At 50.9% G+C, this 16,609-nt stretch carries 9 protein-coding genes; 8 read left to right on the top strand and 1 reads right to left on the bottom strand.

What is annotated here, in order from left to right; translation table 11 throughout:
* Positions 1-192: 192 nt before the first annotated feature.
* The 5 genes from Pr1d_RS12990 (at position 193) to Pr1d_RS12970 (ending at position 8,777) form a co-directional block, all read left to right on the top strand.
* The gene (locus tag Pr1d_RS12990; RefSeq protein WP_148073931.1) at positions 193-1,497 is read left to right on the top strand and encodes a glycoside hydrolase family 28 protein; all 1,305 of its coding nucleotides are present in this window, start codon (positions 193-195) and stop codon (positions 1,495-1,497) included.
* Between the two features lie 257 nt (positions 1,498-1,754).
* Complete coding sequence (locus Pr1d_RS12985) at positions 1,755-5,030, top strand: rhamnogalacturonan lyase family protein (RefSeq protein WP_168205212.1); 3,276 nt, start codon at positions 1,755-1,757, stop codon at positions 5,028-5,030.
* 96 nt (positions 5,031-5,126) lie between these two features.
* The gene (locus Pr1d_RS12980; protein WP_148073929.1) at positions 5,127-6,206 is read left to right on the top strand and encodes a glycoside hydrolase family protein; all 1,080 of its coding nucleotides are present in this window, start codon (positions 5,127-5,129) and stop codon (positions 6,204-6,206) included.
* Positions 6,203-7,672 (top strand): sulfatase, encoded by a 1,470-nt coding sequence (locus Pr1d_RS12975; protein WP_148073928.1) that lies wholly within the window; start codon positions 6,203-6,205, stop codon positions 7,670-7,672. Before Pr1d_RS12980 ends, Pr1d_RS12975 begins: the two co-directional genes overlap by 4 nt.
* 82 nt (positions 7,673-7,754) lie before the next feature.
* Entirely contained in the window at positions 7,755-8,777 is a 1,023-nt protein-coding gene (locus tag Pr1d_RS12970) for a glycoside hydrolase family 43 protein (RefSeq protein ID WP_148073927.1), read from the top strand.
* Between the two features lie 86 nt (positions 8,778-8,863).
* Here Pr1d_RS12970 and Pr1d_RS12965 read toward each other — a convergent pair whose 3' ends face one another.
* Positions 8,864-11,035, bottom strand: a complete 2,172-nt coding sequence (locus tag Pr1d_RS12965) for a hypothetical protein (RefSeq protein ID WP_210417697.1) — start codon at positions 11,033-11,035, stop codon at positions 8,864-8,866.
* 318 nt (positions 11,036-11,353) lie between these two features.
* On the opposite strand from Pr1d_RS12965, the gene Pr1d_RS12960 reads away from it, so the two are divergent.
* From Pr1d_RS12960 to Pr1d_RS12950, 3 genes are all read left to right on the top strand, one after another.
* Positions 11,354-12,931, top strand: a complete 1,578-nt coding sequence (locus Pr1d_RS12960; RefSeq protein ID WP_148073926.1) for a right-handed parallel beta-helix repeat-containing protein — start codon at positions 11,354-11,356, stop codon at positions 12,929-12,931.
* A 672-nt stretch (positions 12,932-13,603) separates the two neighbouring features.
* Entirely contained in the window at positions 13,604-14,362 is a 759-nt protein-coding gene (locus Pr1d_RS12955; protein WP_148073925.1) for a PEP-CTERM sorting domain-containing protein, read from the top strand.
* A 232-nt stretch (positions 14,363-14,594) separates the two neighbouring features.
* Positions 14,595-16,529 carry a PEP-CTERM sorting domain-containing protein gene (locus tag Pr1d_RS12950; RefSeq protein ID WP_148076372.1) on the top strand — a complete coding sequence of 645 codons (1,935 nt, stop codon included), beginning with the start codon at positions 14,595-14,597 and terminating at the stop codon, positions 16,527-16,529.
* Positions 16,530-16,609: the final 80 nt, after the last annotated feature.

Genomic DNA, 16,609 nt, shown 5'->3' with positions numbered 1-16,609 from the left:
GAGGACTCCTTCTATCTTAGCCATGACTCCGTGAAACAGGCAATAAACAGGACTAGCCATCCATAGACGCTCTCTTTGCAAAAGTCCTCCAACTTTGCGAAATGCATTGAATGATTTGGGGTTGATAGCGATACATTACTTGAGAGTAAGAAAAGGAACTTGGCCAAACTCTATACCGGGAAAATCTGACCGATGTTACGTTTTGTTGCAAAAGTCATAATCCTTATTTCGACAGTGTCGTTGTCGAATACTACGTCGGGTAAAGATCTTTCCATCGACGCTTGCGGAGCCGTAGCCGGCGGCGAGTCGCTTTGCACCGTCGCGATTCAATCAGCGATTGACCAAGTCTCTTCAGCAGGCGGCGGAATTGTTCGTGTTCCTGCTGGAATCTTCAAGACAGGCTCATTATTTCTTAAACCGAAGGTTGAATTGCATCTGGAAGAGGGCGCTGTCCTGCTCGGTTCGATATCATTGGAGGACTATCCCAAGATGCGAACTCGAATCGAGGGCCACTTCGAGCCTTGGACCTCTGCATTGCTCAATGCCAAGGATCTTTCAGGGGTTAAGATCACCGGTAGTGGTACTCTTGATGGTAATGGCAAACCGTTCTGGGTGGCATTTTGGAAGCGGCGGGCTGAGAATCCAAAATGTACTAATTTGGAGGTAGAGCGCCCCCGTCTGATGTTTTTTGAGAATTGCTCAGATATTCTAATTCAGGGTGTTCGCTTAAAGGACTCCGGATTCTGGAACCTTCACCTCTACAGTTGTCGGGATGTGATAGTCGATGGCATCACGATTACAGCCCCACATGGCGATCCTCCAAAGATCACTGGTCAGAGTCAGCCTTGGGACGAAATCTCGGTAGATCGCGCACCGAGTTCCGACGGCATCGATATTGATAGCTGCCAGAACGTTACCATTCGTGATTGTTCAATTTCTAATGGCGATGACTGCATAGCGCTGAAAGGATCCAAAGGCCCTTTGGCCATGGAAGATGAAACAAGCCCCCCGGTTGAGGATATTCTCATAGAGAACTGCCTATTTGAGAGCGGACACGGAATGTTAACATGCGGCAGCGAAGCCACGGTTGTTAGAAACATCGTAGTGCGAAATTGCGAAGTTGGGCCCGGAGTGCCGATCATTCGCTTGAAATTGCGACCCGATACGCCTCAGCTATACGAGAACATGTTGTTCGAGAATATCAAAGCGAACAACGCGCAAGCAGTATTTGATGTGAAGCCGTGGACTCAGTTCTTCGATCTCAAAGGACATGCTCCTCCCCAATCACTTGTCAAAAACATCGTCATTCGAAATCTGACCGGAAGCGTTCGTTCGCTTGGTGAGTTGCGCGGAAATAAAGGAGATAGAATCTCCGACATCAAGCTTGAAAACTTCGACATCTCAGCAGAACGTGCCAACTTCAAAATTGATCAGATCGAATCACTCGATTTAAACAATGTCGTTGTCAACGGTACGGACTTCGCCGTCGAGCAATGAGAAGGCTCCAGGAAATCGTGGCAAGTTGCAATCGTTGGTTTAAATGTTGGTTATATTTGCCAGCCCTTACTATACTAGTTTCAGAGCAGTCTCTTCCAGTTGGGTTCTGTTCTCCTGAAAAGACAAAAACGCTCACCCAACATCTGCATGTTGCATCAGATGTACTATCTAAGATTAAATCCTCAATTCCATTCTGGGATTATTCCAGAAAAAGTTATAGGAATGGTCTCGAGAAGAGAAAGCAGAATAGAGAAGAGATGGGAAATAGTTTATTCACCAGAAAAGATTCCTGGAGTATTCGATCGACTAAACGAAGCAATTGCCTCGTAAAGCAACTCCATTTTGAGTCACTCGAATCGCGTCAACTACTAAGCCTCACCCATTGGTACACTTTCAACGACGGAACAGGGACAGACCAAGTCGGCTCGGCTGATTTAGATTTGATCAACGGTGCCAAAATCGTGCTCGGAAAGGCAATCCTATCCAACATAGGAGTTGACAGTGGGGAATCTGGCTCTGTGCAGTACTTGGACTTGCCGCCTGGTGCGTTGCCGAACAGCGGACCATTGACGGTTGAGGTCTGGTTTACCACCACCGCAGCGCCAAATTGGACGAGATTATTTGATTTCGGCAATCAGTCCGGTGGAAACGGAGATAGCTATTTCTTCTATTCACCTCAGACAAGCAACAATGACTCCCGCTTGGTACTCAGCCCTGGCGGAATTTCCAACGAGCGAGTTACTAGCGGCGCCACAACCGACGATGGACAGCCACACCTAGTCTCAGCAGTTATCGATACTAACAACGACCTGTTGCGATTGTATCTCGATGGAAACCAAGTCGATACAGCCTCGCTTGAAGGCACCGATATCAGCTCAATCACCAAGGACTTGGCATACTTTGGACGCTCTCTTTACAACAACGACGACGGTTTTACGGGAACAATTGACGAAATCCGCATTTACGACGAGGCACTTTCTGCTGTCACGGTCGCTACCCATGCGAATGAAGGCCCTGAACCCAATCCTGCTCCAGAACTGTTTGCCCCTCGCCAAGTCGAATACTTAAACCGAGGGGTTGTTGCTCTCAGACGCGCGAACTCAGAGGTCTACATTGGTTGGCGGATGTTGGGTACCGATCCTACGGACGTATCTTTTAATCTATACCGCTCGACCAATGGAGGTTCTGCCGTAAAACTCAACGCGGCACCCCTCATCCAAACGACTGACTACGTCGATACTTCAGCCAACATGTCCGTCGACAATGAATACTTTGTCAGGCCGATAATCCAAGGGATCGAACTTGCCCCCAGTGAATCTTTTATCCTGGCAGGTAATACGGCGGTTCAGCAGCATCTCACTTTGCCACTGCAGGTCCCTGCGGGTGGCACTGTTTCACTTCCGCCCGGTACGCAGGCTCCGCCATCTGGCACTCTGAATTACACCTACAACGCCAATGATGCCAGCGTGGGAGACCTCGATGGTGATGGACAATACGAAATCATTTTGAAATGGGATCCCTCCAATTCAAAGGATAACTCAGAGGAAGGGTTGACCGGCAACACTTTCGTTGACGCTTACCAGCTCGACGGGACTTTTCTGTGGCGGATTGATATGGGCCGAAACATCCGATCAGGAGCCCATTACACTCAAATATTGGTCTACGATCTCGATGCGGATGGACGTGCTGAAATCGTGATGAAAACAGCTGACGGTACAATCGACGGCCAGGGCACGGTCATTGGAGATCCCAACGCGGACTATCGTGACGGGTACTCGGGTTTAGGCGACAACCGTTGGGGCCGTGTATTAGGGGGGCCCGAGTTCTTCACCGTATTCGATGGATTGACCGGGGCAGCCGTCGACACCATTGCTTTCGAGCCGGAACGAGACTCCGTTTCGTCTTGGGGAGATTCTTATGGCAATCGGCAGGATCGATTTCAGGCAACCGTCGCCTATCTTGATGGGGTTACACCCAGCATTGTCTGGGGCCGAGGCTACGCTCCACCTCAAGGTGGGTTTAGTGCCAGAAATGAAGTCGCCGCCTACGACTATGACGCAGGTGAACTTTCGGTACGCTGGGTCTTTGAAGCGGCCACCAACGGTGACAATCCTGGGTATGTGGGTCAATCGGCGCACAGCATTACGGTCGGTGACGTTGATTTCGATGGAAAGGACGAAATCATCACCGGTGCCTCGGCACTCGATGATGATGGTACGTTGCTTTATAACACAGGCCTCGGCCACGGCGATGCTCTTCATCTGACGGATATGGATCCGTCGCGTCCTGGGCTAGAAATCTTCATGCCTCACGAATCGCCCGGCAGCTACGGCAACGCCGGTGGTGAATTTCGGGACGCGGCTACTGGCGCACTGATCTTTGGCATCCCGGCGACCAACGACGTTGGTCGAGGGGTGGCTGCTGACATTGATCCCAATTCTCCAGGTTATGAAATGTGGGCGACGACTTCTGGGGCAGGTGACCGGTATATTTACAGTTCCACCGGCCAGCCACTTTACGAACCCCCAAACGGCATGTCTTACAATTTCTTGGTCTGGTGGGACGCGGACCTCTCGCGAGAGCTACTTGATGGCACCAAGATAACCGAGTGGACAAACTCCGGCATTGAGGAATTGGTTTCCACCGATGAATCTGGAATCAACAACTCATCGGGATTGTCCAGCAATAATGGTTCGAAGAGTACTCCTACTCTGTCCGGTGACATTCTCGGTGACTGGCGCGAGGAAGTCATTTGGCGACGCAGCGACAATTCGGCGCTGGAAATTTGGAGCACAACGATCGCTGCGACTTCACGAATGGTTACCCTGATGCACGACACCCAGTATCGCGCGGCGATCGCCTGGCAGAACAGCGGTTACAATCAGCCCCCCCATCCTAGTTTTTACTTGGGAGCAGGGATGGCCGACCCGCCTACTCCAAATATTTACACAGTACCGGCCAACCCTACGATTCCTGGAGATTTTGATCTAGACGGAGAAGTGGATTCTCAAGATCTAGGGGTTTGGCAACAGACTTATGGCTTGTCGCAACAGCATGGCTACCTGCCTGGAGATGCCGACGAGAGTCAAGATGTCAGTGGAGCGGACTTTCTCATCTGGCAGCGGAATTTCGGGAACTCACAAACTCAGCAAGTAGCGACTCTGAGTATTAACGACGATCTGCCATCAGAATCTGTTGAGGAGTTCTCAGCGGTTTACATCCTACTAGAGGAATCGGAAAAGGCTGACGTAGCAATAGTTGCACTAGCTGGAACTGGAGAAAGCGACCCGAGTTCAAATCCTACTTCTTGGTTCCTCGTCTCTGAGAATCAAGACACGAGACTTCATCCTGAATACGAAATCGAAGAATATTTCGAGTTAGAGTACCGTGAATTCGAAATAAGTAGCTCCGATGCAGGAGTGTCGCTGACAAATCTGGAAGAGAGTACATTGCAGTCTCTCCATGGGGAGGAAGAATCAACTAGGGAGTTTTTCCACGACCTGGTTTTCCAAGGCTGGAATGACTTGGAGTAGGCATGAGCACTCCATGTTTCAAGGGCGAGGAAGATCAAAACCTAAGCTTGCAATTATCGATAGTGATCTGACTAATCTCCAACAGTAAGGTTTCTCATGCAACGAAGAACTTTTCTGCAATCAATGGCAGCGTGGTCCGCATTACCAACCCCGGTATGGTCCAAAGAGGGGCAGACCAAGCAAGCTCCCTCTGGGGAGGAAATCTCGGACTTCTGCAAGCGGCTTCGGCCATTGGGGCGAATTCTGGAGTTGGAAGGTTACTATGTTTGGTGCAATTCGCCGATTGTGGACGACGATGCTAAGACGCATGTCTTTTACTCAAGGTGGCCCAAAGAAAAAGGAATGGGAGGTTGGATCAGCTGCTGCGAAATTGCTCATGCCGTAGCAGATTCACCCACGGGGCCTTACACCACGCTCGACGTGGTTCTCGCACCCCGCGGCCCTGGACATTGGGATGCGACAACGTGTCACAATCCCCACATCCAAAAGGTGGGGAACCAGTACTGCCTGTTTTTCATGGGGAATTCCAATAGTAAGACCAACACGAAACGCATCGGCTTGGCAACATCCGATTCGCTAAATGGTCCATGGACTCGCTTCGATCATCCCTTGCTTGAGCCTGGACCTGAGGGGGCGTGGGACGATCACTGTACGACAAACCCGTCCTATATCAAGCATCCAAATGGAGAAAGTTGGCTCTACTACAAATCCTGGAATTCAGCAGATTATCTCAACGATAAGCCCCCGATACGCGGAAACCGAAAATACGGATTGGCCATCGCCGACAAACTAACTGGGCCTTATGAGAAACACCCGTACAATCCATTGATCGACTTTTCTGGGCTAGGCGAGAATCGCCAATGTGAAGACGCCTTTGTCTGGCTCGAAGATGGAGTTTTCAAGATGATCGCACGCGATATGGGTGTGTTCAATCATGAAGTCGGACTCTATATGGAATCCAAAGACGGTGTCCATTGGTCCGAACCAACGATTGCTTTCTACGACCTGGCCCATTACGTCAATCAGCCCCCTGCGCCGAGACATCTCAAACGGTATGGCAGGCTAGAGAGGCCGCAGTTGCTCATTCAGGACGGGCGCCCTTCGCACTTATTCGGGGCATCGCAGGGAGGTCGCTTTGAAACGGCTTCTGGCTTCGTATTCGAGCTCATCTCATGACGCGATCTAACTTCTTAGTCTCTCTTGCACTAGGGATTATTCTCTCAGCTTGCTCGATTGGACAAACTGCTACAGCCGACGATTCAACTCCTCGGCAGATGAATGTGTTGTTGATCATTTCCGATGACCTGCGAACCGAACTGGGCTGCTATGGGAGCGAGCTAGCCAAGACGCCTTGTCTCGATGCACTTGCCGCCAAGGGCGTCCGATTCGATCGGGCCTATTGCCAGTTTCCCCTCTGCAATCCTTCCAGGTCGTCGATGCTGACAAGTCGCCGCCCTACTACCCTTGGTGTATTCGGAAATCGAACCTGGTTTGGCACCGAGAACCCTCAGATTGTTAGTTTGCCAAAGTACTTCAGACAGCATGGCTATGACACCTTTCGCGCAGGCAAGATTTTTCACGGTGGCATTGACGATGCAAAAGCCTGGACCAGAGGAGGGCAAGATCGCTATTACGGCACAGGTGCCACCGCAGAAGTTCCTCTCCGACGGCTCAATCAGGCATCAGCAGAGGAGGGGCTAGGTCCAACCCTCACCAAGGCACAGCGTTCCGACCGCTGGATCGTATTGAATGGCGATGGAGAGAAAAGCGGTGATTATCAGGCAACGGACCGAGCGATCGCCTACCTGCGCGATGCTGGCGAGCAACCCTTCTTCCTTAGCCTCGGGCTGAGCAAGCCGCATAGTCCCCTGGAAGCACCCCAGCAATTCTTCGATAGGTTCGATGTCGACCAGATTCCCTTGCCTGTTGATTTTGCCCCACGGCCAACAGTTCCAGACGGTTTTCCATCGGGATCTATTCGCCCAAAGAATGCCGATTTGTTTATTGGTCGCGATGCATCACCTCAGGAAGCGCGGGAGATGATTCGAGCGTACCTGGCGTCGACGGCATGGGTGGACTGGAACGTCGGTCGTCTACTTGACGTACTCGAGGAGAGTGGAATGAGCGAGAATACAATCGTAATCTTCTGGGGCGATCACGGATACCAATTGGGCGAAAAAGGGAAATGGTCCAAGGCAGGGTCGCTTTGGGAACAAGGTATCCGCGTCCCTCTGTTGATTTACGATCCACGCGTTCGTGGAAATGGCGAAGCGTGCCCACGCGTTGTTGAATCCATCGACATCTATCCCACGCTTATTAACTTGTGTGGGCTTCCCGCCGACGACCAACTCGAAGGGCGCAGTCTCTCCCCCTTATTGAGCAACCCTCAGTCTGCGTGGGATTATCCTGCCTACAGCGTCTGGAGTGAAGATGGCAACCATGTTACTGGTGTTTCGGTACGTACCGAACGCTGGCACTACGCAGAGTACTACGGACGTGGAGCTGGGGCCTTTCTGACCGAGCCGGCAGTTGACCCTCACGAAATGACAAATCTCGTCGAACAAATGGAGTACGCACAGATAGTCAACGAATTATCACGTCTTGCACGTGACCATACTGCCAGCCATCGGCCTCCTGATTGAGTTGACGAAGGACAATTGCCAGATTCAATGGCTACAAGTCGAGTAAGCAATACATAAAACTCAAAGTGAGGCCACCAACACCATGATGAAGATAAACTGCACTCAAACACTGGCTATCGCAGTCGTCGCACTTGTATTCCAACTGACTTTTGTGTCGGCGGAGCCCGTCTTGCTGTTCCCATATTTCGATAGCAACGGTGAGAACGGTGTCTATCTTGCTTGGAGCGCAGATGGGCGTGACTTTCGCCAAGTCAATGATGGCAAGCCCATATTCACTCCGCCACAATGGAAGGACCAGAATCTTACCCGAGATCCTTCGATCGTTTATCAAGATGGCAAGTTTCACATGGTGTGGACCTCGAATTGGAATGGCCCCTTCTTCGGTTACGCTTTCTCTGACGACCTTGAGACATGGTCGGAACCAATCAAGATTCGCCCCTTTCCAGAGGGATCAGAACAACCGAAGAACGTTTGGGCTCCCGAACTGTTTTGGGACCATGTTGCCGGCAATTTTAAAATTGTTTGGTCCTCGACGTTGCCAAGTGAATTGAGCGACAGCGATGGAAGCGAGGACAGCCACGGCTACGATCATCGCATGTACTATGTGGAAACAAGAGATTTCAAAAACATTTCTGAACCCAAACTGATATTTCAGGACCTGGATTACAGTGTGATCGATGCGCAGATAGCCTTTGATCCCGGCAAGTCAGATCCTGAAGTCGAGGATCGGTGGGTGATGGTGCTTAAGAAAGAGGTTCCCCCTGACCAGGGTGGGAAAAACATTCGCCTTGCTTTTAGTTCTCCCACAATAGAAGCCGTATCTTTCCGTCATCCAACGGAGCCAATGGTCGGCTTTGGGACGGACATTCAAGGCCAACACTTAGCGGAAGGACCCTCGCTCGTTTTTTGGAATGGAGAGTGGCTCTTGTATTGGGATAGCTACCAAGCCCATCACTACTCGATGGCGTCATCGAGTGACTTGAACACATGGACGGACCAAACACAGGAGTTGAGATTCCCGGTGAAACATCCCCGCCATGGAACAGTTTTTATTGCCGACAATCAGGTGATCTCCTGGGATCTGGGTATCTCACCAACTAAATGACCCCGATCACGCAATTGAGGTTTCGTTTGTCCGCAATTTGTTTCACTTAGCAGATCTGCGGCCAAGGGCGGTTCCGTATTTCTCCTCTATGGCATCTTCTGCAGACCTTCGTGTTTGACGTTCCATGAGCCATCGTTTGGAAAACCAGGGGATTGGTCCGTTGACTCAACACCATCCCAGCCTGCTGCCATCATGGCAACCGCCGCCAGCAATCCGCCATTGGCAGGTAAGTAGACCGGCAACCGGTCCTCCTGCCGGCAATGCCCGTTAGGCAGATATTCGTTCTTGGGTGTGTCAAATAGAAGAAGATCAACCGCCTGTTTCCGGTTACCAAGCCGGGCTGCGGTCATCGCCATCATAGGATAATCCCATCCCCACGTTTCATCCCACTGCCAGTCATCCACAACATTCTTCATCGTACGCCGCATGACTGCAGGATCTACCAGACCCACGTCGGGAAGCACGCCCCAAGATGCGAGCATTGAAGGATGGTCGTGGCGGCGCAGGAAAGGAGGTGACTCAATTGCAGAATAAGTTCCGTTCTGAATATGCGGCTTGGCGATTCGCTGAGCCACGTCCGCCCAGTGGGGATCACTTTCTAGACCGAGACGCTCGCGCCATTGGTTGGCGGTTTCCAGTCCCCACCGCCAATAAGCGAGTTCAAAAGTTGGGTTAAGCACTCCTGGAGGAGTTCGGCCGTCATAGCATTCCTGGGCTGGGACCAACACAGGCCCCAAGACATAGCGCTGAGTAGCTTCGTCGAAATAGGCATAGTCGGCCATGAACCTAGCGGTCTGTTCGACGATTTCCTGATAGTGCTGCAACGCCTCACGGTCGGGTTGAGCTCGGTATGCCAATTCCGCGAAGTAAATTGGATGAGGCTGTTGCCAAATAAGAAGTTCACCAACTTCGCTAGGACTGCTGATGCCCGCGGGGCCGGTCATTTTTGGCCAGCGGACACCAGCATAGCCTTGCCGTTGGGCTATGTTCTTCGCTGCGGGAAGGATCTGCTGATACCAATCAAGGCTACGCTCCAATAGTTCACCACGACCCCACAAGGGAAAATGAGCTGCATGCCACCAGTGCATTTCCAGATGGCTCTTGCCAAACCAACTATTGCAGACCAATCCCGTCTCTTGGGGAGGCATCGATCCGGCGCAGTGTGAAGCGGTCAGAAACTGCGAGAGGACGATACGCCGCTCCAGCTCACGCCAGCGGGGATCATTACTGCCCGACAGGTCAATTGCTCCTCCGCTCGACCAAAGGGCTGCCCATGACTCCGCCGACTCCGCTCGGACTTGCGCGAAACTAGGCATCTGGGACTCTTGGTTGCTATTCTGAGTAAAATGCAAAGCCACTTCCAAGGTATCGTCGGGAGGGCTTCCGATTGCACAAGTATGGGGTGTCGCTTCTTGCAGCAGGGTACCGTTGGTGAGGATTTCTACTTGGTACCGAGTATCGTCAAGCGTACGCGATAGTGAGATATGACCTTCAGCCTCTACATATGTCGTCTGGTGATTTTCCGGCAAATTCCAATCGTCAACTTGAGGTCCCCATACGCCTGCTGGATAGGCAAAGCTTACTTCAACAGCAATCTGTCCCGTGGCTACAAGTGGTGAGTCGATCGAGACGGCGAGGATATCCTTCTCTGGATGGACCACCGTATGAACGTGCACCGGTTGACTCTCGAACGTAAACTGGCTGATCGCTTCTCCCGACCAGAGAAAAACCGTTTGCCTCGTATCGTCAAGATCTTCAATTGTCGCCCTGGTATTGTCTGAACGCATCAAACGGAGTGCGACGCGGGCAAGGTTGAATCGATGAGGGTTAGCTCGAATCGCTTTCGCAGCATCACTTTGCATATCGGTTGCATAGCTGACCTGCCGGCCATGCACGTTGTAGTCGCGGAGCGTTTCTTCGTAGCAAAACTTTCGACTCTCGGGAAAGGAGTGCCATCCCCACTGGGCCATCGTGCCAAGAGGAATTGTGCCGGGTTCCCTGCTAGGGAACGATTGCAAGCCGGTAATGTCGAAATTAAAGGCAAATTCCCCGTTGCCCAAAGAGGCAGGCGATCGGGGAAGGTATCGGTCAAATTGCATGTTATGCCGCTCAACAAGTGCGCGACGGTCGATCGCCTGTGCACGGGCAGATTCGGAATTGGTCCAGAAGTGAGCAATAAAACCGAGAAGAAGGGCTAACAAGCAAGTGATGTCGCGAGGAAACAACAACGTGGCGGATTGTCCGAAAGCATTGCTCATATCTTTTCCAACTTCAGCAAGTTAATTTCGATGCCGTTGGCAAAGAGTTTTAGCCCGTGGGATCTACAATCGCAAGAGCTCCCAAGATGATCAGTTCATGTTTCAACTCGATTCTTAGTTTGCTTCGATTGACTGTTAGGTATCACATAGTCAGTTTCGTTGCAACCAAGGACTCATTGTCTGCATTTTGCAGCCAATGTATTGTTGTCTCTTGCATGTCGTTAATGCATGTAAAAGTTGCCAGGTTCACAATCGCCATCTATAGTCGATGACACAGGAGCATTCTTCTGCATTTGTTTCTAACGATCGGAACACATTATGGGCATGTATTTTCAGCGCGGTACGTTCGTGCTCTTTGTAGGGTTACTCGCAATTAGCCAGGGAGTGGCGAGTGAATTCTATGTTTCACCGACAGGAAACGACAATAACACCGGCACACTTGCGGCGCCGTTTGCCTCAATTGCTCGTGGTCAGCAGGAAGCCTCGCCTGGCGATACTGTTTGGATTCGCGGTGGCACTTATGAGTATGCGGCCGGCGCAGGTGCCAGTGCTAATGCCGTCTTATTCGACAAGAGCGGAACGCCTGGGAATCGCATCAACTACTGGGCATTCCCAGGAGAAACGCCGGTATTCGACTTCTTTAATTACCAGCCCGTCGAACGAATTCGCGGGTTTAGCGTGGTAGCTGATTATCTTCACTTCAAAGGATTGGAATTGCGTGGAGTTCAGCAAGTGATCACTAATGTCAATGAGTCCTGGGCGATCCGAGTTGAAGGCGCTGGAGGCGACTTCAACGTCTTTGAACAACTCAACCTCCACCACAACGAGGGACCAGGATTGTTTATTGCAAATGGCGGCAACAATTTGGTACTGAACTCCGATTCACATCACAATTACGACCCCGACCGGGGCGGTGAAAATGCCGACGGGTTTGGGAGCCATAGCGATGACGATGGAAACGTCTTTATCGGGAACCGCGCTTGGGACAACAGCGACGACGGCTATGACTTCATCAATTCTCGTGGGCTAGTGGTGATCGAGGACTCGTGGGCCTGGCACAATGGCTTTCAACCGGATACCAACACTCCAGCAGGCAATGGTGCGGGAATCAAGGCAGGCGGTTTCCTGCTGAATCCCGACAATTTCCCCGCCCCTGAGAACGTTCCTCGAAACATCGTTAGCAACAATGTGTCCTTTGACAATCGGGTGCAAGGCTTCTATGCCAATCACCATCCCGGCGGCATCGATTGGTTGAACAATACGGCTTTCGATAATCCAAGGGGATTTGACCTGCTCAACGATGTGGAACCAGAGAACTGGCCTGCGGTACACTACTTGCGTAACAACATTTCTTATGCCAACGGAAACAATCTTTTCAATGCCAATCACGCTTTGATTGACGATGATTTCAACACTTGGAATTCTGGTTTCGCGGCTTCAGCTGCTGACTTTCTGAGCCTGGTATCTCAAGGTGTGGATGGTCCACGTTCGGCCGATGGCAGCTTGCCTGAGCTTAATTTCTTGAAGCTTGCTGCTGGAAGTGGCTTGATCGACGCCGGCATCGATATTGGCAAACCATTTGAAGGCAATGCGCCCGATCTTGGAGCGTTTGAGACCGCTTTTGAAGTGGGATTGCTACCGGGAGATGTCAACGGAGACCTGCGAATCGATTTGGACGACTTCCAGATCATCGTCACTAATTTCAATGATGTTGTGGTCGATCGGGTCTTTGGAGACCTGACCGGAGATGGAATAGTTGACCTATTCGACTTCCGACAATGGAAAGCACATTACACGCCAAGCTTGGTCCCTGGCGCTGCAGTGCCTGAGCCAAGAACTGTGGGAATGGCCTGCTGTTATTGCATGATTGCCTTAGGAATTCACCGATATCGCTAGCAAGCCATGGACTCAATACTTGCCATGAACTTGGCATGTCGAATGAACTGCTTTTTGACGGCTCGCAGGCGTGTAGTTGGACTAATGTTCGCATACTGCATGTGAGCTTTCTCCAAACCTGTATAACAGGGAGATTTTGAATTGTGTGGTACGACAAAGTGTCGCTCATTTGCGTTTCGCCATCAAACCGCATGTTATGACAGAAGTCACTGTGAATCTCAGGAAATAAGATCATTTGGTTAAGATGAGAAGTTCGCGACTTCGTCATAGACATGTTTTTTGCAATTTCACTACATCGATACTTTTCTGATCTCCGAGCCATTGCAACTTTGGTCCTATTTTGCGCAAACTGTTCTGCGCAGCCCAAAACAGATGGCAATCGCAAAGGATTATGTTTAAGCTGCTGTGGAGTTGGCGATAACTCCAACGACTATCGTCTTTTCTCAATTGCTTTTCAGGTTGGCACTAATCATTTCGCACAGAACATTTTTCTGTGGTCACGTAAGATAGCAGGCTTTATTTTTCCCTGTGCGATAAAGTGTCCGATTGGTAAAGCACTCAGTTATCGATTGAAATTGCTCAGAATTGAAACAGGGCGGGGCGGAATAAAGTGCTTGATTTGTGTCAACTCAACTTGGAATTTACTGACTTGTTTTTTTGGAGGTAGAACTAATGTTGCTATTGAGTCGTTTAGTCGCAGTTGCTGCTCTTCTGGTTTTTTCGGTAGCTTTGATTTCGGCCAGGAGCCGTGCGGATGTCATCCCGACCGCCGATGTTGTTCCGCCAACTGGTGCTGAAGTGTTTACCGTAGATCCGAATGGCCGAGGTATTTCTGGTTCTGCTGGACGTGGTGTAACAGCTGATCGTCTCCTTCGCCAGACTTTCCAAAGCGCAGTGAGTTTTGACGTCAGAGGTATTTGGGTATCGCAAAAGGTGAATTCAGGTGGAACCGATGGTGGCTACACAATGACGATCTACGAAGTTGCCGACGTCTTGGCAAACCCGATAGATCTTTCCGGTACTCAGGTCGCCCAGATAGTCATTCCAGCCGGAGCGGGTTCCATACCTGCAACTACAAATCAAAGCCTTGGGTTTTCTCTTAATGGAAGCGATGTTTTTACCCTTGCTGCTCGAGGCGATCTGGCGAACGGCGATGCGACCGGTTATGCCTTTGAGATCTCTAATTCTGATGGCATTACAGAAATCGGAGTTATTGGGCATACCAACCACGCGGACGATGACTATTATGCGCCTGGCGTGTTCTACACGGAGAGCGGTAGCATTTCGGGTCCACGTCGCGACGCCGGGGTTGGACTGTCCAGCGTACCATTTGTTCCGGAACCGACTTCCTTGGTGCTTCTTTCGATTGCCGGTTCATTGGCAGTCTTGAGGCGACAAAGTCAATTGCTTTCTACGCAGATACAACACTAGATGAACATGAGTAAGATAATTTCCCATCAGTCGGGCGGTTTGTTAATCAATACTGCTTGGGTTGGGTGGGCGGATGGCTATTGAGCGTGTATGAAACAAGCACTCTAACAAAAATAGTTGATTTAGTTATCGGCTGAGAAGTTCTTGGGATTCACGCCGCGGTGCGATTCCTGATGAACCCGAGCCTTAACCCCAGGCTTCCCAAGAATAATTGTGAAGGAGAAACAGCAAAATGAGCACGCTACCACGGCAACTGAGATTCGGAGTCTCCCCTTTTGGGATGGCAATACTTTCCGCTGTGATCTTTGCGAGCAATTCTGGTACAGTCTCGGCTGCGATCAGTTTGACCAGTGATCCAGCACTTGACTTTGCCGATGTTTACACAACGAATCCCTCTGCTTACAGCACGGCCGAGCACGCTTTCGTCGAAACCCGAATGCTGCGACAAACTTTCAAAAACGATGCCGCATTTGATATCGGTCAAGCCGTGTTGAGCTTGCGACTCAGTGGCACCGATGGCACCGCTAACTCAGGCGCTGGTGAAGGGGGGCTGATGATCAGTCTCTATCAAGTGGACGACGTAAATGCCACCACTTGGACTGCAGCTCTCGGAGCCAGCTCTCCTACACCGTTTCACAGCTGGACTATTCCCCAGACTACTTCGATCCCAGCGACGTCTGACAGATTGGGTCTTACTTTCACTGGTGCAGACGTAATCAACCTACCGGTAAGAAATACCGGAACGACAGGTTATGGAATCGAGATTTCTAGCCTCGACGGGGTAACTTCTATGGGGGGCTTGCGGGTGACTGCGTCAGGTATCGATGACTATGCAGATGGCGTCTTCTATCGGGAAGACGGAACGATTTCTCGTCCAGAGCGTGATGCTGGACTAGCTTTGATTGCCGAAGGCGCATTGGCTGCTGTGCCAGGCGACGTAGACAACGACCGGGAGGTAGACTTGGACGATTTCACCATTATCAGCGACAACCTTCGTAATCTAGTTGGAGGCAGACTCCAGGGTGATCTTACCGGCGACGGAGTCGTCGACTTTAACGACTTCCGCGAATGGAAGAGCAACGTCCCTCCGCTGATTGCTGCGTCCGCTGTAGTCCCCGAACCTTCATCTTGGATGTTGGCTTTGGCCGGTTTCTTGTTGGCTGGATGGCGGAAACGTCGTGATTGGAAAGTTCCTACTTTCTCCAGGTGTCGTTTCGCCAGTTGCAAAGTTCAAGCTGGTGCACTGGTTTCTACTTTGTTCATCGCGCATTGCTCAATCGCACAGGCTGCGATTACATTTACATCTGACGGAGGATATCCACCATCTCCAACAATGGGAACTCCTCTGGTTGATCAAGCTGGAGTCGAGGGTACGTTTACGCTCGATCCTCAACAATTCAGCGTAGCTGGGCGTGGCATTAGTGGCACGCGACAACTGCGGCAATCGTTTCAGGTTGCTGAAACCTTCTACGTCGGCGGGATCATCCTCTCGCATGCCCACGGTGCTGGTCAAGGCGGATATATTATTGACTTCTATAACGTTGACGACGTTACTACCAGCACGTGGACACCGAACGGGGCACCATTTAAGACGATAACGGTCCCCAATACCGTTAACGTTCCCTCGAGTTCAACAACACTTGAGTTTGTATTGTCCGGTGCCGACTCGTTCACCCTCGATGCCCGCGGTGACGTGGGTAATTCTGATAACGCCGGATATGGGATCGAGGTTTCCAATTTCGATGAGTCAACGAACAACGGGAACTGGTTTCATAGTAACAACGGCACAGACAATTACACTGCTGGCCGGTACTACATTGAGAATGGAAATACATCGAACAATCGTGATTTCGGTTTTGCATTGAGAACCACTGACGTTCAGCCCCCCGGGCCTGGTGATGTCAACGAAGATCAAGCAGTCGACTTGGCCGATTTGCAAGTGATCCGGAGCAATTTCGGACAGACCCCGGCGACACGCATAGAAGGAGATTTGAGTAGCAACAATTTGGTCTTCTTCGAGGATTTCCGCGAATGGAAAAACAACTATCCCCCGGCAAATCCAATCGCCGCGCTTTCAACTTCAACTCAAGTGCCCGAACCTAGTACTGTCCTACTGGCAATGTTGGGATTTGCCGGTTGGGGGTCCTTAGCTCGTAGGCGGAGCTAAGCTTTTTCACAACTACATTTGGACTCTTCTCGTAGCTAGACAACCGAGCTACTTACAACTTGAAAACGTCAACGCCAGCA

Origin of the sequence: Bythopirellula goksoeyrii (genome assembly GCF_008065115.1) — a bacterium.
GTDB lineage: Bacteria > Planctomycetota > Planctomycetia > Pirellulales > Lacipirellulaceae > Bythopirellula > Bythopirellula goksoeyrii.
This window is presented reverse-complemented; position numbering and strand designations above follow the sequence as displayed.